Below are 20,184 nucleotides of genomic sequence, written 5' to 3' on the forward strand. Positions count from 1 at the left end.
ATAGTTCCTACGGTTCTTACATAAGTTATTTATTTTGAATTGTTATTAGTCTTAATCCTTCTTTTAATATATTTATACTTGCATTTATATCTCTATCGTGAGTTTCATTACAACTAGGACAAATCCATTCTCTTATATTTAAGTTCTTAACTTCCTCGTTTTTATACCCACATTTATTACATATTTGTGAACTTGCAAAGAATTTACCTACCTTTACAATTTGTCTACCATGCCAAGTAGCCTTGTATTTTAATTGACGAATAAACTCTGACCATGACACATCAGAAATTAAGCGAGATAGTTTACGATTTCTAATCATATTCTTTACTTGTAAATCTTCTATGCAAATAATATCGTTCTCTTTTATTAATTTAGTAGATAGTTTTTGTAGAAAATCATTTCTTCGATTAGCTATATGTTCTTGAAGTCTTGCAACTTTTAACCTTGCTTTATTTCTATTTAAACTACCGATTGTTTTTCTCGATAATTCTCTTTGTAATTTAGCAAGTTTGTTTAATGACTTCTTAAGATACTTAGGATTTTCTATAAATTCTCCACAACTTGAGATACAAAATTCTTTAATTCCCAAATCTAAACCTATCTGATTATTAGTATTTTCAAATGCTTCAATATCTACATCAGTACAGCATAATGATACATAATATCTACCACTTGGTTCTTTAGATATAGTAGCATTAAGTATTCTACCTTGAGGTACTTGTTTATCCCTTACTTTAACCATACCAAGTTTAGGTAATTTTATATATTGACCACAATACATAATGTTTCCATTTGTAAAGTTAGTTCTATATGAAAATCTATTCGTCTTCTTTGATTTAAATTTAGGAAATCCTACATTTTCTTTAAAGAATTTTTTATATGCGTTTTCTAAATCTTTTAAGGTGTTTTGTAGTGAAAATTTGTCAGGTTCTTTAAGCCACTCTAATTCTTTTTTTAAATCGGTTAAATTAGAACTGCACTGCTTATAAGTAAAAGTTTCTTTATTGTGTTCATAAACTTCTATTTTTTTAGCAAGATATTTATTATATACAAATCTACAACATCCAAAAGTTTTGTTAATTAACTCTTGCTGTTTTTTATTTGGATACATTCTAAACTTATAAGCTTTTTCCACTACTACCACCTCACTTTACTTATTTTTTATGATTATTAATATACATATCCGAGTAACTTCTATCTTTCATCACTCATTATAATATTAACAAACGTAATTATTTAAAACAATTATTTCGAAGGTTTTATATTTATTTCTAAATAACATATTTAAGAATCGTAAGTCCTAACTTTTATCATTTTTGAGGTTGTCGTTCACATAAGTTCGCTACTACCTATGCAGTTCTCTTATGAACTTCTTACACTTTCATGTAAGCACAGACTATATCTTATCCTTCAGCATTATCTGTTAAGGCCTACCCACTTCCACTACCAATAGCTTGTAGTGTACTTCCCTCAAGAGGAATAGTCGTTGAAGTTTCTCCTATTCGGAGCTTACCTGCTGATTGCCCATTTTAAAGTACTTAGGGTTTAACCTTATACCATCTAACCAATTTTTTCTACTTTCGTAACTTTCACACTTAGGTTTATTTCATCCTTATGTTTTAGTTTGGTTAGCTTTAGGGGTTTCCAGCAATTCAAGTAGTATTGGATAGGTTCTATCCTATCTCTACATATAAGTTTCCCTATATGCTGACTATTTTAGCTACTAACTCATGACTAAAGTCACGAGTGTGCGTAGCTATTTTTTATCAAGTTCTTCCATTGTACAATCTTCTTTTTTAAATAAATACTTTATGCCTTCTTTTACATCAGCTCTATATGCTTTTATTGTTTTTTCATCTCTATCATTATACAATTTTAAATTTAATAAAAATTCTTCTAGAGCTTCTATTCCAGTCATATGTATCACACCCTTTTTATATTATATTTATATAGTATACCTATTTTATTCAGTTGTCAATATGCTTTAATTATTTTTATATTTTATTTAGTTTTTATTTTCTTATCAAAAGATGTAAAATCTTTTAATAAGATATTATATTAAAACTACGATTTTATTTTTTATTCCAAGTTTTTAACATATTACTCAAATCGGATTCACTTATTTTATTTAAAGCTATTTCTATAGCTAAACTTTCTTTATCATAATTTATATCTATATTATATTTGTCACAAAGTATTAATAATGTAGCTAATCCAGTTCTTTTATTTGCATCTATAAATATATGTCCTTGTATAATACCTACTACAATATGAGATATTTTTTCTTCAACTGTAGGATACATAACTCTACCAAATACTTCCTGATTTATACCGTCAATTATACTTATAGCAAGATTTTTATTTCTAACACCTATTCCAGCTCCACCATATCTTTCAATCATCTTTTTGTTAATTTTACATATATATTCAAGTGTAATCATTTACTTGCCAACCTTCTAAATACATCATCATTTTCTTCTATACACTTATCTATTTCATTATCAGAAATCGGACAAAGATTATCTAATTCTTTTCTGATTTCTTGACTATATATATAACCTTTTGATTTTATAAATTCAAGTACTTCATCTATTGTTATTTTATCGACCATAATAATACCTCCATTTTATATTATAGTTATACTTATATTACCCTAAAATAATAATGATTACAACAATACAAGATGTTATTTATCATATTTTTTTATGTATTCTAATAAAGCCATACTCATTAAGTCAGATTTGTTAAACTCTCTAAATTTTTCACAAAAATCATCGAATAAATTCCAAGCATCTTTATTTAATCTAACTGTAGTTCTGATAGCATCTTTTGAAGTTAAATCAATCTTAATACCATCTTGTACAACTTCTATAACACTTGTATCTTCTTTATTCTCAAACCAGTTTAATACATCTTGTATTTTATCATAGTCTTTTGCTAAAGAGATTATATTATTTTTAAATTGGTTGTCAATTACTATGTTATGATTGTTGTCATCTTCTATTGTCATATTAAATATATTATCATTATTACTTTGTGATTTATTATTTACTACCTTTGTCATACTATTGTCACCAATAAATATATACTCATCATTTATACGCTTATAACCTCTTTTAGTGAGATATTTTCTTATACTACTTTCAGACACACCAAGCTCTATGGCAACTTTAGTTAAACTCTTACTATCATTTAACTTATTATTAATATATTCAACTATATATGTTATATCATTGTTTTTTAAATCATTCCAAGTCATGTAATCACCTCAACTTAAGTATACTATATGAGATTACGATTGTCATACTATGTTCATCTTTTAATTCTATCTTTTATCTACATATATTTCTAAACTATATCATTTTTTTACAATATTATATCTATTAAACAATAGATAATTAAACTCAATACAACTAAAATAAGCCAACCAACAAAACTTTCTTTTTTACTATCAAACATATTCAAAAATCTTAACGAATCTTTAAATATTGAAATAGATAATCTTATAACTACACAAATTGCTAATACAATAAATAACGTTTTAAACATTTCTTCTCCTTTTAAAATGGTTATTTTAATGTCTTTTATATTAAAAAACTGTATCTTAATAATACAGTTTTTTAGGCTTTATAATTTTTTAAAACAAATTCAATTATATCTAATATTCCATTTCTATTAATTTGTTATTATCTTTTAAATATTGTTCAATACCTTCTTCGATTTCACCTCTAATCTCTGATAACTCGTCGCAAAATTCATCACAATCACAAGGTTGTTCCAAATTTAAAACTTCACTATATTCTTTTGTAAAAATTTCATGGCTGTATGGTATATCAAAAGTATATTCTATGTCCCCTTTATGCTTAAAGTCTTCACTCATTTTAATACTTACTTCAAAATTATTTACCATTATTTTAGTACTTTCTATGTTGTCTATTTCATATCCTGCATCAGCAATATAGTTCCATTCTTCTTTGAAATACTTTTTCATATAAATCACTCCTTTTATAATTTTTCTATGTTTATAATTTTTATTATAGAGTTGCAAATATTTTCCTCATCTCTTTTCATTACTTCAAATTCAACATTTATGTCTATATCGTAATTTTCTCCTAGTCCGCTATACGTATAATTCTTTGCTTTTATATATTCTTCTACGTTTCCAGCCGTAAAGAAGTCCCAACTATTTGTTCTTTCGACTGTTCTTGCATATAATTCTTGTACCTCATTATCAAATTCTGTTATGTTAAATTCCCCCCCCTTAAAACTTTCCATTTCTTCTAAAAATTCTATTATTTCTTTTTGCATTTTAATATCTCCCCTTATCTTTTATATATGTAAATCAATTCTTCTTCCACATTTTTTTCATACTCTTCTATAATTTTAATAAATGCTGAAATAAAATTATCGTCTAAAACTTTTTCAACTGGTAAATGGAACATAGTAGCTATTTGATATTCACATTCATCATCCGCTTCTACTTCTATTCCTAAATTATTTATATCTTTTTTAAAGTCATTTAGTTTATCAATATAAAATTCTTTTTCTTTAAATACTCCACTGTTAGCGTATTTTTCAATGTCCTCTATAAGGCTCTCATAAAAAGGTATATAGTCATATACACCAATGTACTTAATTGTATCATTTTCATTGCAATAAACTGCATATATTTTATCACCTAATTTGACACTTTGAGGTGAACCTGAGTATGAAGGTTCTTTATCTTTATATTTTAATATAAATTTATTAACAATTTCTTCGTTTGCATATGGTTCTTTAAAAATAAGATTTAATTCTTTTAACTCCTCTAAGTTTTTATTATCATCTTTTTCTAATTCAGTTTCTAGTAAATTTAATAGTAATTTAAGCTTAGATTCTTCTAATTCAAAAGTTTTTGTTTTATCTTTTATTGTTAAACTTGACTCTTTTATATCACTTCTCATATTGTATTCCCTCCTTGTTTTTATTAACTTTGTAATATTTTATATAATAACCATTTTTTTTAGTGCTTATAGATATAAACAAGTTCATCATTTATATTCTTATGATAATCATCTAAGATATCAACAAAAGAATTAATAAAATTGTCATCTAACAATTTTTCTACAGGTAAATAGAAAGATGTAAATATCTCATATTCGTATGAACTGCCTTCTTTTATTAATATACCTAGATTTTTAATAGATTCTTTAAAATTATTAAGTTTATTAATGTAAAATTCTTTTTCTTTAAATACATTTGCATCATTATATTTGTCCATATCTGCTATAAAATTTTCATAACTTGGCATAGAATGCTCTATAGATACAAATTTAATCATATCTTCTTTTTTATACTTAACTGAGTATATTCTATTATTTAACATTATACTTGGTGAGTCATATGTATATTTATCATATTTATATTTTAATATAAATTTCTCAATAATATCTTCATTTGTAACTGGTTCTTTAAAAATAAGCTCTAGTTCTTTTAATTCTTCATTTCCTTCTTTTTCAATAGATTCTAGCACTGACAAAAGTAAGTTAATCTCAGATTCTTCTAGTTTGAATGTAAACATTTTTTCTTTTCTTCTTAATGTAGATTCTTTTATTTCATTTCTCATATAATGCTCCTCCATTTTTAATATTTATAATTTAATTATATCAGTCATCGGTGAACTATTTTTGTATCAAATAAATATTTTTATAAAATTTTATTCTATTGTAAAACCTTTTAATTTACCATCTCTAATAATAAAAGTTAATCCTATTGTATGCCATCTAAAAGCATCATACAGACTTATGTTGTGTATATCTTTCATATAACATATCATATAGTTACCTCATTATCAAAATAAGTATTAATACAATTAGTTAAATCAATTTTACTATCTAATGTTAAATACCAGTCACCCATACAAGAAGGATAGAAGCAATATTTATTATCCTGTTTCATATAAACAATTGAACTTCCATCACTTAAAAATATTTTAATGTTTCCATTGTTATTCAACTTATTAACCACATATATATTATTTGAGTGACTTACATTGCTTGATAACTCCTTATAAGTTGCAACTGCGTTATCTAAATCTTTTTTGTTGTCAAAGCTATAGTTCCAGTCACCTAAACATTTAGGATAGAAATTATAAACTTGCTCTTTAGTATCATATAAAACTATACTTTCATCTTCTAAAACTTCTACAATTCTATCTGTAGAGTCTACATAAAAATTATCTAATTCGGCAGCCTTAACTTCTGTTACTCCTACAACTCCCACAATAATTAAACCTATTAACATTCCTATAATCATACTTTTTAAATTTTTCATCTTTACCCCATCCTAGTTTATAATTATGACCTCGTACAAGCCTCTGTGGACTGTTTGAAAATCATCTTAAAGTGTTTATACCTTTGAATTTTTATATTCTTCAAAATCTCTTTATCAAATTACTATCATTATCAATTAATATATAGTGATATGCCTATAACAATAGTAATTTGATAATTTAAATATCATATTAAAATTAATATTTTATTCCCTTTTTGAATTTGCAGACTATTGTATATTTTCAACAACTTGTTTAACTTCAATGTCATTTATATTACAATTATTTTCATATGCTAAAAGTTCTAATGTAGATTGTTTCTCCCCTTGAAATGTACCATATAGACTATATGAAAGTAGTAACTTACCATGCAATCTAAATTCTAACTTTGCAGTTAAAGCTATATATATATCTTCATATGATAGTTTTTCATTTACAGAACCTGCAAAGATAAATTTTCCTTCTTTTATTACTTCGCACCATGTTCCATCTTTATATATTGAATATCCATTTATTATTTTTTTCATTTTATTACCTCCAATTATATTAAAAGTTGAATTTTATTTATTTATACTTTTTTTTAATTTTAGTAATATAGTTTAAATACTTTTTACTATATTCTTGTATTTTTCTACTTTCTTTAGCTCTCTTATAAATTATCTCTTTATCAATATTTGTTTGATACTTTCCCTTGCCTCTTCCAAAGTCAAAAGGACAAACAAGTCCCATATTGCATAATTCTTGCATTACTAAATTAGCGTACTTCCATACAGTAGCTTTATAATATTTTGGTTCACAAAAACCTATTCCTATTAAATGTTCTATAGTATTGTTAATCTCTATATTTAAATTGTTTTTAATTGTTTTATTCATATTTTCCCCCTAAATTTATTCATCTTATATTATCAATAATTTTGATTAATTAAATAGTCTATAGTTCTTCTAAAACCATTTTGTGCTTTTAATCTATAAATTTTTTCAAAATCATTTTGTATAACTTCAAATATATTAATATATTTTATATACTTATAAATTATGTCAATAGAAACAATTTCATAAAATAATTCGTTTTCTATTATGTATTTTACACTATACAGATTATACTCTTTTACATTTTCAAAGAACATTTTAATTACATCTGACAAGTTATTGTTCTCTTTTATATGTTTTATCATTTCAATTCTTTGAGCATTTCTTTGCAATGTATTTCCATAAAATTTATTTGAAGACTTTATTATACTCATACTTAACACCCCCTAATTATTCCAAGCATATATATCTTCCATACTTTTTACTTTATCTATCATAGTATGTATTTCATTAAACTTATTTATTGGTATATCTTCCCACTTAGTTACATCATATATTGAAAATAATCTTGCCACTACAGTTCTGTAAATATAATTATATGCATTGATATTATGCCCTTCTATTTCTGATAATTTCAACTTCAACAACCTTGATAGTATCATAGTATTTTTAGTTTTAAATCCTACCATATTTTTTATTTCTTCATATTGCTTATTTTGTTTCTCATACTTTTTATCTAGTTTATCCTCTATTTGATTGAACTTGTCTTCTATTTTCTTATCATTTTCGATTGATAATTGTTCAAATCCTGCCAACATACCATTCAACATCACTGGCATTAATACGTCTTTTATGTTGTCACTATTAATACTGAATTCACCATGTTTTCTTATATTCGGTAACACTTCATCAGTAACCCAATCTTGAAATTTTTCGGCCTTTTTCTTTTTAGATGCAAATATTAATTTATACACTCCATTTTCTGTTAGAAAATTTTCTCCTCTATTATTTAGTTTTCGGAAATCGTGGTCTCCGATTTCTGAATTAGTCAGCTTAATCACTTGCTTTTTGTTCATTCTGCTTATATTATCATTTACATTTTTTATGTCCAAACACTCTGCAACATGTCTTGGATTAAATAAAACCTTTCCATTAAGTTCAAATATTTCTACCTCTTTACCTTCAAATACCATTAAATTATTCATATTCTTCCCTCCTGTATATTATTAGATTTTTTTAATAATTCTAATTGATTGCTGTTTCCACATTTCAATATAATACTTTCTGTAGTACTCCAATAGCTACTATCTAAATCCTTATTAAACAATGACTTTATCTTGATTATTAGTTTTCTCATAATTTACTCCCCTTTCAATTTTTTATTGGAAGTGGCGTTTTTAAAGAACGCCCTAAAACTTTTAATCTTCAAAATATATTTTATATGGAATAAACCAATCATCATTTATTGTATATTTTATCCATTCTGTAATAATTTCAAGTACTTTGTTTCTATCTTCTAAAAATGAAAAATTTAACTCTAAACAATCAAAATCAATTATAGTTTTTGTGTTGCCTAAATCTATCATTATTAATTTTTTATTATTTGTTTTCAATAAATATCTCTTAAATTTACATCTTACATAAGCTTTGTCACAATTTAGATTTAAATTGATTTTTCTATTTATTCCCTTATTAACTCCTATGAACTCCTCTCTCTCTTCTATCCCTAAACAATCCATTAATAGATTTTCTAACATTTTATATCCCCCTTTTTTTATCTAATTAATTACGGCTATGTTATTTGATGCTATATAAGTACCATTTGCAATTAAACACTCGCCATATTCTTTATAGTTAAAATACTTTTTAAGTGTTTCTATATCTAAATTATCAATTCCACCTAGATTTTCAATAAGATTATATGCTAATTCAATTTCTTTACTAGGATTTTCACCATCAAGTAATGTAAAATCGTGGTTTTCTAATAAATCAGAAATGTCGTTTTCAAGTATTGTGTCAAGCTCTATGTAATCACCTTCAAGTAAAGCCTCTAATTGGCTAAATTCGACTATATCTAGTTTTTCAATTTTCTTTGCTAATTCGTTTAGTTTCTTTATGTTGCTATATTCTTCTATTTCCAATCCTTTCATATGTGTTTCTGAATCTGTTATGAAATACTCCTCATATTCTTCATTGATGTCTATATCATTTAATACTTTTTTGAAATATTCTTCACTTATTGGTAAACTAATCCATTCACCTATTAAGTCGCCTTCGTTATATTTCCCCAAGTTAGCTATGTGTATTTTTATTACTTCATTCATTTTTATATCCTCCCTTTTAATTACTCGCTTATTTAATATGGTAAAAATGACGAGTTGCGTTTTATTATTATTCCCTTTTGTATGTTTCTTAATTTTATTATATTATATACTCGCCAAAAATACAATATGTTTTTGAAGATTTATTTTTAAAAAATTTTTATAGTTTTATTTCTAATAACTCCGATGGCTCTATATCTAACACAAAACAAATCTTTTCAAATTCGCTAATTGTAAAATCTCTATGTCCATTTTCTTTTTTAGAATAGGTTTTAAAAGTTATCCCTATCGCTGTACTTAATTGCTGTTGTGTAAATTTCTTTTCTACTCTTAACTCTTTAAGTCTAGCTAAATTCATGCCACACCTCCTAATAATACTATTATAGAATAATAATATCATATTAAAGAGTTATATAAAAGACATCTCAATTATATTTCCCTAAGTTAGTTATGTGTATTCTTATTGTTTCATTCATTTTTTTATATCCTCCCTTTTATTTATTAAAAATTTTATTAACAGTCATAATAATCTGTAACATAAACATGATTTTTCCTAAATTCTATAGTCGTCTTGTAATGTAGATTCATAGAATATCCATAATATTCTCTTTCGTATTCTGGCATTATTTTTATATTTTCTATTCCCTTCATATATAACCATTGAGATATCATTTTTCTACTCCATTTTCTAGGAAAAGCGTAAACGGTTGTTATCTTTTCCAATTCATCTGAATATGTTTTTATCTTATGTACTTGCATTTTGTATAATTTGTTGATTTTAGAATTTTTCATTTTTATATCTCCTTTTTATTTTATTTATTTCCATTCATTCTTTTGACCTTCTAATATTTCCATCTCTTCACATATCTGCCATATTACATAATCCAAAGATATTGATTGACCTGGAAAACCTCTACCCCAAATATTTTCAGATGATATTACAACTTCCCCTAATTCTCTTAATTTATTACATAACCATTCACTAACTATCCAAAATTCATGTGCTTTATTTGGTTCATCTTGTTCATTTTCTAACTCTATTACTTTGTTTCTTAAATCATCAATTTTATTTTCTATTTCTTCTATTTCTTTTTCGTTTTCTAAAGTATTTAATTCACTTTCTATTTCTTCTATTTCTTCCTCAATTTTTTCTATTTTATCACTATTATCTATATATACATTTTCTAAATCATCATAGTCGAATGGTTTGTCATCTCCCTCTTGTTTTAATATATACTCAACCATTGATGTAACACATGCGTATACTTCTTTATTTACAAAATCACTTATTATGTCTTGATTTTTTAAACTATTGTAATTCATTTTATATCCCCCTTTTATTTATTATAAAACGAATTTCCAAAACGACTTTTCGTTTTTACTATTTAAATTTTTTATTTGATATTTTAATTATAAGTCTTAAAACGGATATTGTCAACGATTTTTCGGTTTTATTTTTTAGGAAAGTTGACTTTTTAATCTAAGTCAAGCAATTCCAAAGGGTCAAGATTTAGAAATTTTAATATTTTCTCTAATTCTTCAACCTTAAATTTTGTTTTCCCTGCTTCTTTATCCGTATATGTAGAAGTAGACAATCCAATATAAGTTGCAAATTGTTGTTGTGTATAGCCATGTTCTAGTCTTAACTCTTTTAACCTTTGTAGATTCATTTTATTCCCTCCAACAATATTATTATAGAATAATAATATCACATTAAAGAGTTATATAAAAGACACCTTAAATTAAAGATGTCTTTTTATGTACTGCTATTTAATTGATTTTAACTTTGCTATTTCATTCCAATTTTTAGATGTAGCCATTTCTACAAAGTTCATGTCATTTTTTAAAGTGTCTATTTTTTCTCCAACTTCTGTTATGCCTTCCATATTTCTAGCAACTTGATTATAAGTTAAGTCTAGTTTCTTTTTAATTTCTTCTTGACCTTCTTTTAAATCACTAAGTTGGTTTTCAATCCCATCAAAACGACCATCCATACTATCTAGTCTATTTTCGATTCTGTCAAATCTAGTATCCATTTTTTGTAATAACTCTAATATTTTTTCATCCATACTGTTCACACTCCTATTTAATTGCTTTAAGTGTTGCAATGTCATTCAGATTATAGTTAGTAATAGTTTCTATTTTATTAATGTCTAATTGCATAAGTTTTATACTTCTTTTTGTATCTTCTGCCTTTATGTCTAATTTTAATATATCGCCTTTTATTTCTTTTAAGTCGTCTTTAATTTCAACTTGTCCAGTTTTTAAATCCTTAATGTCGCTCTCCATGCCATCTAATCTAGTATTAATTCCTTTTATTTCTCCTCTCATTTCTTGTAATAGTTCTAATATTTTTTCATCCATACCGTTCACACTCCTATTATATTATTATATCATAATTTAAGTGTTGTATTCTAACACTTACTAAAATTATTTAAGACAAATAATATATAATAAATAATTTTAGTAAATGTTAGATAGTTTATAACCATGTAGGTGTCAAGCAGTACAAACTATAATTTTAATGCTCAATCTTTAGTACTTTTGATAACGCAGTACCTCACAACTGCTATGTCATATTAAGTTGTATTGAGTGCCATTATAGGAGCAATTCGCATTGATACCTCAATTTTTTGTAGGCTTTAATTGGAAACCTTTATTAATTTTATTTACCTATTTAATATCTAGTGTTGGGAACACCTCACCAACTAGTATGACTAATTCATTTTTGTAGTTAAAAAATGAAGAAAAAACTATGTGTAATATTTGTGTTGTGTGCCTTTCACCATTCATACCATTTAAAAGGTCAACTTAAAGGTAGTAATTTTTTAATAGTAGTTTAATATTTTTTAATAGAACCCTTTAAGATATTAGCTAGAGTTTTAAGAAGGTTCTTCGCCTGTTACTTCTGTGAGAGGTGGTTCAGTGTTTTCTTGTTCTCTCTTGCTATGATTTAATTATACGACGTTAAGAACAAAAAATCAAGTAAAAATGTTCTAAAAAATGCAAAAAATATTGGAATTTACTCTAAATCAAGTAATTCCAATGGCTCTACATTTAAAAATTTTAAAATATTTTCAACTTCTGAAATAGAAAACTCTCTTTTACCTGCTTCTTTGTAACTATATGCTCTTTGAGAAATGTTTATATAAGTAGCAAACTGTTGTTGACTGTATCCTCTTTCTATTCTTAATTCTTTTAGTTTATCAAGTTTCATCTTATCACGCCCTTTTTATTCTATATGTTATATAATATTTTAAGAATAGAGTTTTGTCAAATATGAGATTTATAAAAGAAAGAGGTGAAAGAACAATAAAGCGAGTGTATTGAAACATACTTAGAATGGATTTGAATGGTTTGTACAATATGTTGTTGTAATAAAATAGACTAGCTATAAACTAGTCTATTTTTCTATGTGGTTCTAATAATTCATTTGCATTTATATCTAAGTAATATAATATTTGTTCTAATTCTTCAACTGAAAAATCTCTTTGCCCATTTTCCTTATAAGCATATGCCCTTATGCTCATACCCATCTTAGTACTTAATGTTTGTTGAGTATAACCCTTTTGCTCTCTTAACTCTTTTAACTTATTAAGCTTCATTATATCACCTCTTGTAATTTTAATATTGAGTGTGTTACAATATACCTATAATATACTACTTACAGGTATATTGTAGCTTGTTATTAGTTATTAATCATATCTATTAATATGTATAACAAGCCTATAAATGAGATTAAAGCAAAAAGTATTTGTTCGGCTGATTTAATCATCTGAACTATGAGCTTTTCAAGTTGGTGGCACAACTCGATTAGCTCTTTTATTTTGTCTTTGGTTATCATTTAAGACACCCCCAATATTAAATTATATAAGGTAGTACTTAACACTACCTTAATTATATTATACTAATATAAGTAATAATATGCAAGTAAAATTTTACTTATAGTTCAAAGATTTTAAGTTCAAGAAGTTCCTTCCAGTTATTTATATTCGATTCTAAAATATAAAGGTACAAATATAAGGCAACCGTATTGCAACATGTTTAAAATGGCTTTAAATAGCTTGTATAATATATTATATCGTGTAGAATGTACTATAATATAACCATATCAAAAAATCCGATGACTCGCATACTTATATAAATATATATATCAATATGCAGGTCATCGGAAAAAATATAAAAATATTAAAGTACTTAACAAAATGTCAAGTACTTTTTATGTATTATTTTACTTTTTTTAATTTAGTTATATCTTTCCAATTATCTATTGTAACAGTTTCTAAAGTGTTTAACTTATTAGCAACTTCTTGTATATTTTCTTTTGTTTCGGTCATATCCCCTTGAATATGAATAATATCAAAGGACATTTTGTCATGTTCTGCTTTGCTTACATTTGCTTTATGCTCTAAAGCTTTAAGTATTTGAGTATTCTCATTCAACTGAGATTCCACTATATTAAGTCTGTTTTCAATACTGTTAAATCTAGTATTCATATCTGTTTTTACTTCTTTTAGTTCGTTTTCAATTCCATTAAGCTTACTATCCATTTTTTGTAATAATTCTAATATTTTCTCATCCATCATGTTCACGCCCCTACTTAATTGATTTAAGCTTTGCTATGTCTGTCCAATTACTAGATGTAACTATCTCAACTTTGTTTAAATCCTTTTTAATATCTGTTGTATCCTCTACCAATTTAGAAGTATGTTTAATTACTGCGTCTAATGTATTTCTGTTAATCTTAACATCTGATTTAATTTCTGTAATATCATTTTGCATATCTGTAATATTACCTTGCATATCTGTAATATCGTTTTGCATTGTGTTAAGTCTATTATTAGTTTCAACTTGTCCAACTTTTAAATCTTTAATGTCTCTTTGCATTTCTTGTAACAATTCTAATATCTTTTCATCCATCACGACCACGCTCCTTTTATTATTATAACATAATAGTTAATGTTATATACAGCCAATTGTCGTATTCTAATCAACTTGTGTCATTATAAGTATACATATGTCATATCTCCTTTTGATTTTATTTATTTGATGATTTAATAATACATTACTTTCCAATTTTTGTCAATGCATTCTATAATATTTATATATTTTATTTAGTTGTTGTTCATGTAAAAATATTGCTTAACATGTTGATATTACTGACATATGAGTACATAATTGTGTGAATTATTTTTTATTTCTACTATAATATGTAAATTTGACTGATGGTTAATAAAGTAAGTGTGATAATGTGATGTTATAATTGTGTGATAATGCTTATAATAGTTAAAGTAATGTTAATAATAGTAATAATGTAAGAGTTCTATTTCTATAAGCTTTTTTTATTTAATAATGAACACAAAAAAATAATAACTCATGCCATAATTTTTAAAATAACATGAATTATCGAGTCTAATAAAAAGTACGATTTAGTACCTTTTATCCGTTTTCAGAAAAGTAATTTCTTTTCTTAACATACATTACTAACGTCGTATAATAAGAACATTATGCGACGTTAACGTTGAAAAGCAGTAAAAAGGGGGCTATTTTCATACTTTAGTACCAATTGATATTCATTATCGTTGTATAGTCCTTTCTCTTCTACATCCCAAATTTCATTCAGCCCTTAAAATAAACATTTACACAAAATTACACCACTAATTCAAATTTTCAAACATACACTCATGAACAATTTCAAACCGTCTCCGAGTATTATAAAACAGTGTTAATTCAATACTGATTTTTCATCACTCATAATAAAAAAATAGCTCTATCTTTACTTTGAACCTATATTATAAGGTTAAGGCATCAACAGGGGGTGTATGTTTTATTTTAATTTATATAAACTATATAAAATATATATTATTACCTATAATTCAGTTGTAATTGTTATAAAATAATTTTAAATAGTGTATGTTTTAAATTTGCACATCTCAAAATTATACAAACAGAATTTCAATTTTATCAAATTAGTATTTTTGCTTAAAATTCAAGACAATTCAAATAAAATATACTTCATGTAATTTATTTAAGATTAAAATACATAATTCTGCCTATTTTATAGAAAAATATACAGTAATTTATATATCTTTTTCATATCAATGTTGTAGACACTATACCCTAGAAAATCAGCTTAAAATGATAAAATTCATAAAGTAATTTTTAAATTAATGTAGTGTATGTAAGAAAATAGTTTTCAATATTTTTCATAAACTAAAATTTATATATAGAAAATCATGTAAAACATATTTAAATTTCTTACTTTTATTGGTTTAAATTTAAACTTAATACAAACTAAATATAAACTATCAGAAATTATAAATAGTATTCTAATTTAAATTCACACCTAAAATAGTTCTAAAATAATTTATATTTAAACCAATAAATAGAAATTGTCATTTTATAGTTGAATTTTTGTTTAAATTCAATGCAAATATTAATTATTTGTATGGTATAATATATTTAGCAAATATTTACTTAGGAGGAATGAAAATGGAAGAAAATTACCAAGTTATAGGCTTAGATATAGGAAGAGGATACGTAAAAGGATATAGTAAGTATAATGGAATGGTTAAAGAGTGTTTATTCAAATCAGTCTTTGGGGATGGAAGAAATATTGATTTTGAGAAATATGAGAACCCAATATACATAGATTTTGAAAGTGTAAGTTACTTTATTGGTTTATTAGCAGAAAAAGAAAGTATAACACCTATTAGAAATTCTGATGACTCTAAAATATCTTTTACAATGAGAATATTAGTTGCTGCTGCTCTTAATGAAATAGCTGTAGCTGATGAAGTAAAATTAATGATGGGCGTTCCATATAAATCATTTAGGAAAACAACATTAAAAGAAGTTGTAGACACATATAAAGGTAAAACATTTAAAGTAAAAGATAAAATAAAGGGTGGACATAAAGAGATAAAAATATCCGATATATCAATTTTTAGAGAAGGAGACGCTGCTTTATTTCACACATTAGAAGGTAAAGTAAATGAAGATAAAGCTGTTGGCATGGTTTCAATAGGTTTTAGAAGTACTGAGATGTCTTACTTTGATAAGGGTTTTGTATTCAATGATAAACTATCAGACACATTAGAAGCTGGAAATCAAGATGCTTTAACAATGGTTCAAAAGCAACTAAAAGATAGAGGAATAATAAGAGAGCTTAATGAGATAGATAGTTCTAATGATTATGATGAACTTAAAAAAGTTGCTTACATCATGGCTTCTGAAAGTACAGCTCAAAGAATATCTTCTAAATGGAAGAACATAGATGAAATGGATGTATATGTAAGTGGAGGTACAGCATTACATATGACATTTGATAATAGATTTAAAGTTTCTAAAGATGCTCAGATGGCTACAGCTAAAGGGTTATTTGAAGTAGGCATAGAACAATTCTAGGAGTGATATTATATGAAAAAATCATCTAGTTTTTATTTGGAAGAAGATATATTTGATGAAATAGAAAAATATCAGAATGATAAGAAAATAAGTAGTAGAAATACAGCTTTAGAAAGAATAATATTAGAATGGAAGAATCTCCAAGAAGAAAATAAATTATTAAAACAATGTTTAGGTAATGGTGTATATCCAGTAAATAAAGAAACAACTGTTACTGAAGAGAAGAAAGAGATAAAAAAAGAAAACCCTATTATTAAGAATATATTCAACAACATGCCTGACTAAATATAATTATCAATTTATAATTGGACACCTTGAACAATAATATGTAAAATATCCAACAGAATCCATTTTAATATATTTATATGCATGTCCATGATATTTTATTCATATCTAGAAATAAAAACGCTTAAAATAGATTTAAAAAGGTCACTGAAGTAGTGACCTTTTTTATTATCTCTTTTGTTGTTTTTTTCTTATCTCTCTTATATTATTTGCACCGGATGCAATTTCTTTTTCTGACATAGAATATATTTCCAACTCAGTAAATCCATTTTCTTTTAGCACTTGAATATCTTTTTCTTTTTGTGTTATAATATTATTATCATTAATTGAATTTAAAGTTTTTCGTTTCGAGTCATCTTTTGAAGTAGCAGCTTCAATGGGTGACTTTTTACTTTTCTTCTTACTATTTTTAGTTTGCATATAATTCTCTGCATTTTCTCGAATCTTTGATTTAGACATTGCTATTTCATATACATTGTTTCCATATAAATTATTTTCATTTTGAATTCTGTAAACTTTTATAAACCCATGCTCCTTTAGAACTTCAACATATTTTATAAAAGCATTTTTACTTATGTTTAGTTCTCCATAAATTGTTTCCATTCGAGGATGACAGTATTTTTTATTACCTGCAAAACTGGACAAGTAAGCATAAATGGCTTTTGAGTAGATAGGTATGTCCTTATTTCGCATAAGATATTTTGGAGATATACCATAGCCATCTGAAAGAATACTATCTTCCTCTAACCTAACATCTAAAACCTCACCATCTTTAATTTTTATTATATTATCCATACTTTACTCCTACTTAGTGTAATTTGTACTCATAGACAAATGCTCCATTCTCTTTTTTCTTATTAACTTCAAGATAGCCTTGCTCTTTCAATTCGTTCCATGCCATTCTAAACGAGTAAGCTCCCATGTCTAGATAATCCATTAGAAACTGTTTAGAAAAATAAGGTTCGTTTTTAAAAGCTAGAATAGTTCCATACATTCCTTTTGCTTTTAAACTAATGCTTTTACTTTTAAATATATTTTCTTTTACCATAGTTTAATTTTCATACCCTCCTGTAATCTAATAATCTTATTTTAAGCTTATTATAATTTATAATTCTTTTTTTTACAAGGAAATTTTTCCCTTCACATAAACAAATAAATACAAAAACAAATATATTAAAGACTGTTTATATTAATATACCATCTCATGGTACGCCCATAGCGTGGAATATCGAAAAATTCGATGTACCACGAGATGGTATATCGAAAGAATATTTAAATTTCAACGTTTTCTTGATTTTGGCCTCGATGTACCATGAGATGGTATATCGAAAAATTAAAACATCTGAAATAATGAAAAAATCATTAAAAATCATATAGTTATACACAGAAAAATATGCTAAATGTTGATAAAATAATGACTTATCAACAGGTTATTAACATATTGTTAACAGCTTATCAACAGAGGAATAAACTGAATAAAATACTAAATTGACAAAAACATTATAAGATGTTATTATATAACTATAGATAAAATCGAGATAAAGTATTAAATTATGAGGAGGAAATTTATATATGAAAAAGCGTTAACAACTAAATAAAATTAAAAATAAAATAAAAATGGAGGTTTGAATATGGAGAGAATGAAAGAATACAAAGGGATGAAAGGACTAGAAAATGGTAAACAAAAATATAAAAATGTTAAGAGAGGATTATAGTGAATTCTTGGATGAATGGAATATAATTGGGAAAAGAAATATATATAAATGTCCAGAATGTCAATATCATGGTAATAAATGTGATAGACATAATAATGATGAGGGGGTGGCCTATGGCTTTAGTAAATGGCAATTTCAAAGGGAAAATAGATAATAAAAATATTTTAGACTATATGTATAAATTAGATGATAAATTAGAAACATTAGAAGAAAGAAAAAAGTTTATTGATGAATTATTAAATTTAAAATATATGGAAAGACTTAAATTCAGTGGTGATAAATTCTGGCAAGAGATATTTGATAGAGGAATATGTAAAGCTAATTTAAACACAACAGATGTATTATGGTCAAATACTAATATAAGTCATTTTTTAGAAAAACTAGGGACATATTTATTAGCAAAAGATAACAAAAATAAAGAAGAGGAAAATATAAAAATATATACATCTTTAACAGAATTCAAAAGAATGACGCAGCAAGAAAAAAAGATACGAAAACATGGAGAAGTAGTAGAATACGAAAGTGGAAACAGTGAATATTCAAAAGGGAAACCAATAAGAATATTAAAAAATCAGAAAAATTTCAAACTAGCTCCAGACATAAAAATAACTAAAAAAGATAGAATAAAGTATCTGGAAATAGAAGATTATTATAAGTATAAGCAGTATTTATTAAGTTTAAAAAACAATAAAGAACTTAGAGAAAAGTTAGCAAAAGATAAAAATATAAATAATAAAAAACTCAAAATTACAAAAGGTGGTGATGTTTATAAATTTGCATTGAAACAAATGTCTATGGTTACAGATGATATGTTACAGGTAAAATTACAAAAAGATAAAAATATAGTATGGAAAGCTCCATTAAAAGATAGTAGTAATAATATTATTATGGATTGTGATTTAATAGATTTGTTTGACCCAGTACATGTAAAAGCATTATTACAAATTCCCTACAATGAAAACTTAATAGATGAGATAGCATTGAGTAAGCAAGATATATTAAATAGAATAGAATTAACTAATACACAAAAAATTGTATTATCATTATGGGAAAAGGGTGTTACTCAAAATGAAATAGCTAAACAATTAGGCATAGCTCAAAAAAATGTAAATTTACATATTGATAGAATAGTAAATAAATTCATAGATAAATATATTGAGATATATGAAGATGAATATTATTATGTATATTTATCTAAAGGAAAATATAAAAAATGTAGTAAATGTGGAGAGGTCAAACTAATACAAAGATTCGATAAGAATGGGAAAAAGGGATATAAATCAATGTGCAAAACCTGTAGGCAAGATGGTGTCCAAAACAGGGTATAAAATCGGCT

At 25.3% G+C, this 20,184-nt stretch carries 35 protein-coding genes; 4 read left to right on the plus strand and 31 right to left on the minus strand.

The annotated features are described in order from the left end of the window. Positions 1 to 25 precede the first annotated feature (25 nt). The 29 genes from tnpB to KGF41_RS14380 form a co-directional block, all read right to left on the minus strand. On the minus strand, positions 26 to 1,144 hold the full coding sequence (tnpB, locus tag KGF41_RS14240) for an IS200/IS605 family element RNA-guided endonuclease TnpB (protein ID WP_227856832.1): 1,119 nt from the start codon (positions 1,142 to 1,144) through the stop codon (positions 26 to 28). A 612-nt stretch (positions 1,145 to 1,756) separates the two neighbouring features. Next, on the minus strand, positions 1,757 to 1,918 hold the full coding sequence (locus KGF41_RS14245; protein ID WP_227856833.1) for a hypothetical protein: 162 nt from the start codon (positions 1,916 to 1,918) through the stop codon (positions 1,757 to 1,759). A gap of 154 nt (positions 1,919 to 2,072) precedes the next feature. Further along, complete coding sequence (locus KGF41_RS14250) at positions 2,073 to 2,441, minus strand: type II toxin-antitoxin system death-on-curing family toxin (RefSeq protein ID WP_227856834.1); 369 nt, start codon at positions 2,439 to 2,441, stop codon at positions 2,073 to 2,075. Further along, a complete protein-coding gene (locus tag KGF41_RS14255) occupies positions 2,438 to 2,611 on the minus strand; it encodes a hypothetical protein (protein WP_227821665.1) in 174 nt (57 codons plus the stop codon). Before KGF41_RS14255 ends, KGF41_RS14250 begins: the two co-directional genes overlap by 4 nt. Positions 2,612 to 2,686: 75 nt before the next feature. Next, positions 2,687 to 3,259 (minus strand): integrase, encoded by a 573-nt coding sequence (locus KGF41_RS14260; RefSeq protein WP_227856835.1) that lies wholly within the window; start codon positions 3,257 to 3,259, stop codon positions 2,687 to 2,689. 107 nt (positions 3,260 to 3,366) lie between these two features. Beyond that, positions 3,367 to 3,549 carry a hypothetical protein gene (locus KGF41_RS14265; protein WP_227838784.1) on the minus strand — a complete coding sequence of 61 codons (183 nt, stop codon included), beginning with the start codon at positions 3,547 to 3,549 and terminating at the stop codon, positions 3,367 to 3,369. 109 nt (positions 3,550 to 3,658) lie between these two features. Further along, positions 3,659 to 3,991: a hypothetical protein gene (locus KGF41_RS14270; protein WP_227856836.1), complete on the minus strand. Its 333-nt coding sequence runs from the start codon at positions 3,989 to 3,991 to the stop codon at positions 3,659 to 3,661. Positions 3,992 to 4,005: 14 nt separating this feature from the next. Further along, entirely contained in the window at positions 4,006 to 4,308 is a 303-nt protein-coding gene (locus tag KGF41_RS14275; protein ID WP_227856837.1) for a hypothetical protein, read from the minus strand. A gap of 14 nt (positions 4,309 to 4,322) precedes the next feature. Continuing rightward, positions 4,323 to 4,943 (minus strand): hypothetical protein, encoded by a 621-nt coding sequence (locus tag KGF41_RS14280; RefSeq protein ID WP_227856838.1) that lies wholly within the window; start codon positions 4,941 to 4,943, stop codon positions 4,323 to 4,325. Between the two features lie 59 nt (positions 4,944 to 5,002). Beyond that, complete coding sequence (locus KGF41_RS14285; protein WP_227856839.1) at positions 5,003 to 5,605, minus strand: hypothetical protein; 603 nt, start codon at positions 5,603 to 5,605, stop codon at positions 5,003 to 5,005. Between the two features lie 206 nt (positions 5,606 to 5,811). Continuing rightward, on the minus strand, positions 5,812 to 6,312 hold the full coding sequence (locus KGF41_RS14290) for a hypothetical protein (RefSeq protein ID WP_227856840.1): 501 nt from the start codon (positions 6,310 to 6,312) through the stop codon (positions 5,812 to 5,814). A 228-nt stretch (positions 6,313 to 6,540) separates the two neighbouring features. Further along, positions 6,541 to 6,837, minus strand: coding sequence for a hypothetical protein (locus KGF41_RS14295; RefSeq protein ID WP_021402189.1), 297 nt, complete (start codon positions 6,835 to 6,837; stop codon positions 6,541 to 6,543). A 37-nt stretch (positions 6,838 to 6,874) separates the two neighbouring features. Then, on the minus strand, positions 6,875 to 7,183 hold the full coding sequence (locus KGF41_RS14300) for a hypothetical protein (RefSeq protein WP_227856841.1): 309 nt from the start codon (positions 7,181 to 7,183) through the stop codon (positions 6,875 to 6,877). Positions 7,184 to 7,215: 32 nt separating this feature from the next. Then, positions 7,216 to 7,554, minus strand: a complete 339-nt coding sequence (locus KGF41_RS14305; RefSeq protein ID WP_227856842.1) for a hypothetical protein — start codon at positions 7,552 to 7,554, stop codon at positions 7,216 to 7,218. Between the two features lie 12 nt (positions 7,555 to 7,566). Beyond that, positions 7,567 to 8,325, minus strand: a complete 759-nt coding sequence (locus KGF41_RS14310; protein WP_227856843.1) for a BRO family protein — start codon at positions 8,323 to 8,325, stop codon at positions 7,567 to 7,569. Next, positions 8,322 to 8,477: a hypothetical protein gene (locus KGF41_RS14315; protein ID WP_227856844.1), complete on the minus strand. Its 156-nt coding sequence runs from the start codon at positions 8,475 to 8,477 to the stop codon at positions 8,322 to 8,324. Before KGF41_RS14315 ends, KGF41_RS14310 begins: the two co-directional genes overlap by 4 nt. A gap of 61 nt (positions 8,478 to 8,538) precedes the next feature. Beyond that, positions 8,539 to 8,877, minus strand: a complete 339-nt coding sequence (locus tag KGF41_RS14320; RefSeq protein ID WP_227854729.1) for a hypothetical protein — start codon at positions 8,875 to 8,877, stop codon at positions 8,539 to 8,541. A gap of 21 nt (positions 8,878 to 8,898) precedes the next feature. Further along, entirely contained in the window at positions 8,899 to 9,444 is a 546-nt protein-coding gene (locus tag KGF41_RS14325) for an antirestriction protein ArdA (protein ID WP_227856845.1), read from the minus strand. Positions 9,445 to 9,601: 157 nt separating this feature from the next. Further along, entirely contained in the window at positions 9,602 to 9,799 is a 198-nt protein-coding gene (locus tag KGF41_RS14330) for a helix-turn-helix domain-containing protein (protein ID WP_009900702.1), read from the minus strand. Positions 9,800 to 9,954: 155 nt separating this feature from the next. Further along, on the minus strand, positions 9,955 to 10,233 hold the full coding sequence (locus KGF41_RS14335; RefSeq protein ID WP_227856846.1) for a hypothetical protein: 279 nt from the start codon (positions 10,231 to 10,233) through the stop codon (positions 9,955 to 9,957). A gap of 24 nt (positions 10,234 to 10,257) precedes the next feature. Beyond that, positions 10,258 to 10,764 (minus strand): hypothetical protein, encoded by a 507-nt coding sequence (locus tag KGF41_RS14340; protein WP_227856847.1) that lies wholly within the window; start codon positions 10,762 to 10,764, stop codon positions 10,258 to 10,260. A 152-nt stretch (positions 10,765 to 10,916) separates the two neighbouring features. Further along, positions 10,917 to 11,111: a helix-turn-helix domain-containing protein gene (locus KGF41_RS14345; RefSeq protein WP_227829015.1), complete on the minus strand. Its 195-nt coding sequence runs from the start codon at positions 11,109 to 11,111 to the stop codon at positions 10,917 to 10,919. Between the two features lie 96 nt (positions 11,112 to 11,207). Beyond that, positions 11,208 to 11,510 (minus strand): hypothetical protein, encoded by a 303-nt coding sequence (locus KGF41_RS14350; protein WP_021373126.1) that lies wholly within the window; start codon positions 11,508 to 11,510, stop codon positions 11,208 to 11,210. A 13-nt stretch (positions 11,511 to 11,523) separates the two neighbouring features. Further along, positions 11,524 to 11,805: a hypothetical protein gene (locus KGF41_RS14355; RefSeq protein WP_227856848.1), complete on the minus strand. Its 282-nt coding sequence runs from the start codon at positions 11,803 to 11,805 to the stop codon at positions 11,524 to 11,526. Between the two features lie 658 nt (positions 11,806 to 12,463). After that, positions 12,464 to 12,658, minus strand: coding sequence for a helix-turn-helix transcriptional regulator (locus KGF41_RS14360; RefSeq protein ID WP_021373110.1), 195 nt, complete (start codon positions 12,656 to 12,658; stop codon positions 12,464 to 12,466). A gap of 181 nt (positions 12,659 to 12,839) precedes the next feature. Further along, positions 12,840 to 13,046, minus strand: coding sequence for a helix-turn-helix domain-containing protein (locus KGF41_RS14365; protein ID WP_227856849.1), 207 nt, complete (start codon positions 13,044 to 13,046; stop codon positions 12,840 to 12,842). Positions 13,047 to 13,129: 83 nt separating this feature from the next. Then, a complete protein-coding gene (locus tag KGF41_RS14370) occupies positions 13,130 to 13,285 on the minus strand; it encodes a hypothetical protein (protein WP_227856850.1) in 156 nt (51 codons plus the stop codon). A gap of 382 nt (positions 13,286 to 13,667) precedes the next feature. Continuing rightward, positions 13,668 to 14,024, minus strand: a complete 357-nt coding sequence (locus KGF41_RS14375) for a hypothetical protein (RefSeq protein ID WP_227856851.1) — start codon at positions 14,022 to 14,024, stop codon at positions 13,668 to 13,670. A 13-nt stretch (positions 14,025 to 14,037) separates the two neighbouring features. After that, the gene (locus KGF41_RS14380; RefSeq protein ID WP_227856852.1) at positions 14,038 to 14,361 is read right to left on the minus strand and encodes a hypothetical protein; all 324 of its coding nucleotides are present in this window, start codon (positions 14,359 to 14,361) and stop codon (positions 14,038 to 14,040) included. A 1,572-nt stretch (positions 14,362 to 15,933) separates the two neighbouring features. On the opposite strand from KGF41_RS14380, the gene KGF41_RS14385 reads away from it, so the two are divergent. Then, the gene (locus KGF41_RS14385; RefSeq protein WP_227856853.1) at positions 15,934 to 16,848 is read left to right on the plus strand and encodes a ParM/StbA family protein; all 915 of its coding nucleotides are present in this window, start codon (positions 15,934 to 15,936) and stop codon (positions 16,846 to 16,848) included. Between the two features lie 12 nt (positions 16,849 to 16,860). After that, positions 16,861 to 17,133: a hypothetical protein gene (locus KGF41_RS14390; RefSeq protein WP_227856854.1), complete on the plus strand. Its 273-nt coding sequence runs from the start codon at positions 16,861 to 16,863 to the stop codon at positions 17,131 to 17,133. A gap of 168 nt (positions 17,134 to 17,301) precedes the next feature. On the opposite strand, the gene KGF41_RS14395 is transcribed toward KGF41_RS14390, so the two are convergent. Both KGF41_RS14395 and KGF41_RS14400 read right to left on the minus strand, forming a co-directional pair. Continuing rightward, positions 17,302 to 17,928, minus strand: a complete 627-nt coding sequence (locus KGF41_RS14395; protein ID WP_227856855.1) for a helix-turn-helix domain-containing protein — start codon at positions 17,926 to 17,928, stop codon at positions 17,302 to 17,304. Positions 17,929 to 17,941: 13 nt separating this feature from the next. Beyond that, positions 17,942 to 18,181: a hypothetical protein gene (locus KGF41_RS14400; protein WP_227856856.1), complete on the minus strand. Its 240-nt coding sequence runs from the start codon at positions 18,179 to 18,181 to the stop codon at positions 17,942 to 17,944. Between the two features lie 626 nt (positions 18,182 to 18,807). Between KGF41_RS14400 and KGF41_RS14405 the strand changes: the two genes are divergently transcribed. Beyond that, positions 18,808 to 19,002: a hypothetical protein gene (locus KGF41_RS14405; RefSeq protein ID WP_227856857.1), complete on the plus strand. Its 195-nt coding sequence runs from the start codon at positions 18,808 to 18,810 to the stop codon at positions 19,000 to 19,002. Continuing rightward, complete coding sequence (locus KGF41_RS14410; protein WP_227856858.1) at positions 18,962 to 20,176, plus strand: LuxR C-terminal-related transcriptional regulator; 1,215 nt, start codon at positions 18,962 to 18,964, stop codon at positions 20,174 to 20,176. The genes KGF41_RS14405 and KGF41_RS14410 overlap by 41 nt, the downstream gene beginning before the upstream one ends. The last annotated feature ends 8 nt before the right edge of the window (positions 20,177 to 20,184 follow it).

The organism is Clostridioides sp. ZZV14-6150 (assembly GCF_020657875.1).
In the GTDB taxonomy this organism is placed as follows: domain Bacteria; phylum Bacillota; class Clostridia; order Peptostreptococcales; family Peptostreptococcaceae; genus Clostridioides.

What these genes read in the sequence shown, in the direction of transcription:
- KGF41_RS14245 (WP_227856833.1), bottom strand. Translation starts at nt 1,918, where the DNA reads ATGACTGGAATAGAAGCTCTAGAAGAATTTTTATTAAATTTAAAATTG.
- KGF41_RS14250 (WP_227856834.1), bottom strand. Translation starts at nt 2,441, where the DNA reads ATGATTACACTTGAATATATATGTAAAATTAACAAAAAGATGATTGAA.
- KGF41_RS14255 (WP_227821665.1), bottom strand. Translation starts at nt 2,611, where the DNA reads ATGGTCGATAAAATAACAATAGATGAAGTACTTGAATTTATAAAATCA.
- KGF41_RS14260 (WP_227856835.1), bottom strand. Translation starts at nt 3,259, where the DNA reads ATGACTTGGAATGATTTAAAAAACAATGATATAACATATATAGTTGAA.
- KGF41_RS14265 (WP_227838784.1), bottom strand. Translation starts at nt 3,549, where the DNA reads ATGTTTAAAACGTTATTTATTGTATTAGCAATTTGTGTAGTTATAAGA.
- KGF41_RS14270 (WP_227856836.1), bottom strand. Translation starts at nt 3,991, where the DNA reads ATGAAAAAGTATTTCAAAGAAGAATGGAACTATATTGCTGATGCAGGA.
- KGF41_RS14275 (WP_227856837.1), bottom strand. Translation starts at nt 4,308, where the DNA reads ATGCAAAAAGAAATAATAGAATTTTTAGAAGAAATGGAAAGTTTTAAG.
- KGF41_RS14280 (WP_227856838.1), bottom strand. Translation starts at nt 4,943, where the DNA reads ATGAGAAGTGATATAAAAGAGTCAAGTTTAACAATAAAAGATAAAACA.
- KGF41_RS14285 (WP_227856839.1), bottom strand. Translation starts at nt 5,605, where the DNA reads ATGAGAAATGAAATAAAAGAATCTACATTAAGAAGAAAAGAAAAAATG.
- KGF41_RS14290 (WP_227856840.1), bottom strand. Translation starts at nt 6,312, where the DNA reads ATGAAAAATTTAAAAAGTATGATTATAGGAATGTTAATAGGTTTAATT.
- KGF41_RS14295 (WP_021402189.1), bottom strand. Translation starts at nt 6,837, where the DNA reads ATGAAAAAAATAATAAATGGATATTCAATATATAAAGATGGAACATGG.
- KGF41_RS14300 (WP_227856841.1), bottom strand. Translation starts at nt 7,183, where the DNA reads ATGAATAAAACAATTAAAAACAATTTAAATATAGAGATTAACAATACT.
- KGF41_RS14305 (WP_227856842.1), bottom strand. Translation starts at nt 7,554, where the DNA reads ATGAGTATAATAAAGTCTTCAAATAAATTTTATGGAAATACATTGCAA.
- KGF41_RS14310 (WP_227856843.1), bottom strand. Translation starts at nt 8,325, where the DNA reads ATGAATAATTTAATGGTATTTGAAGGTAAAGAGGTAGAAATATTTGAA.
- KGF41_RS14315 (WP_227856844.1), bottom strand. Translation starts at nt 8,477, where the DNA reads ATGAGAAAACTAATAATCAAGATAAAGTCATTGTTTAATAAGGATTTA.
- KGF41_RS14320 (WP_227854729.1), bottom strand. Translation starts at nt 8,877, where the DNA reads ATGTTAGAAAATCTATTAATGGATTGTTTAGGGATAGAAGAGAGAGAG.
- KGF41_RS14325 (WP_227856845.1), bottom strand. Translation starts at nt 9,444, where the DNA reads ATGAATGAAGTAATAAAAATACACATAGCTAACTTGGGGAAATATAAC.
- KGF41_RS14330 (WP_009900702.1), bottom strand. Translation starts at nt 9,799, where the DNA reads ATGAATTTAGCTAGACTTAAAGAGTTAAGAGTAGAAAAGAAATTTACA.
- KGF41_RS14335 (WP_227856846.1), bottom strand. Translation starts at nt 10,233, where the DNA reads ATGAAAAATTCTAAAATCAACAAATTATACAAAATGCAAGTACATAAG.
- KGF41_RS14340 (WP_227856847.1), bottom strand. Translation starts at nt 10,764, where the DNA reads ATGAATTACAATAGTTTAAAAAATCAAGACATAATAAGTGATTTTGTA.
- KGF41_RS14345 (WP_227829015.1), bottom strand. Translation starts at nt 11,111, where the DNA reads ATGAATCTACAAAGGTTAAAAGAGTTAAGACTAGAACATGGCTATACA.
- KGF41_RS14350 (WP_021373126.1), bottom strand. Translation starts at nt 11,510, where the DNA reads ATGGATGAAAAAATATTAGAGTTATTACAAAAAATGGATACTAGATTT.
- KGF41_RS14355 (WP_227856848.1), bottom strand. Translation starts at nt 11,805, where the DNA reads ATGGATGAAAAAATATTAGAACTATTACAAGAAATGAGAGGAGAAATA.
- KGF41_RS14360 (WP_021373110.1), bottom strand. Translation starts at nt 12,658, where the DNA reads ATGAAACTTGATAAACTAAAAGAATTAAGAATAGAAAGAGGATACAGT.
- KGF41_RS14365 (WP_227856849.1), bottom strand. Translation starts at nt 13,046, where the DNA reads ATGAAGCTTAATAAGTTAAAAGAGTTAAGAGAGCAAAAGGGTTATACT.
- KGF41_RS14370 (WP_227856850.1), bottom strand. Translation starts at nt 13,285, where the DNA reads ATGATAACCAAAGACAAAATAAAAGAGCTAATCGAGTTGTGCCACCAA.
- KGF41_RS14375 (WP_227856851.1), bottom strand. Translation starts at nt 14,024, where the DNA reads ATGGATGAGAAAATATTAGAATTATTACAAAAAATGGATAGTAAGCTT.
- KGF41_RS14380 (WP_227856852.1), bottom strand. Translation starts at nt 14,361, where the DNA reads ATGGATGAAAAGATATTAGAATTGTTACAAGAAATGCAAAGAGACATT.
- KGF41_RS14385 (WP_227856853.1), top strand. Translation starts at nt 15,934, where the DNA reads ATGGAAGAAAATTACCAAGTTATAGGCTTAGATATAGGAAGAGGATAC.
- KGF41_RS14390 (WP_227856854.1), top strand. Translation starts at nt 16,861, where the DNA reads ATGAAAAAATCATCTAGTTTTTATTTGGAAGAAGATATATTTGATGAA.
- KGF41_RS14395 (WP_227856855.1), bottom strand. Translation starts at nt 17,928, where the DNA reads ATGGATAATATAATAAAAATTAAAGATGGTGAGGTTTTAGATGTTAGG.
- KGF41_RS14400 (WP_227856856.1), bottom strand. Translation starts at nt 18,181, where the DNA reads ATGGTAAAAGAAAATATATTTAAAAGTAAAAGCATTAGTTTAAAAGCA.
- KGF41_RS14405 (WP_227856857.1), top strand. Translation starts at nt 18,808, where the DNA reads ATGGTAAACAAAAATATAAAAATGTTAAGAGAGGATTATAGTGAATTC.
- KGF41_RS14410 (WP_227856858.1), top strand. Translation starts at nt 18,962, where the DNA reads ATGGCTTTAGTAAATGGCAATTTCAAAGGGAAAATAGATAATAAAAAT.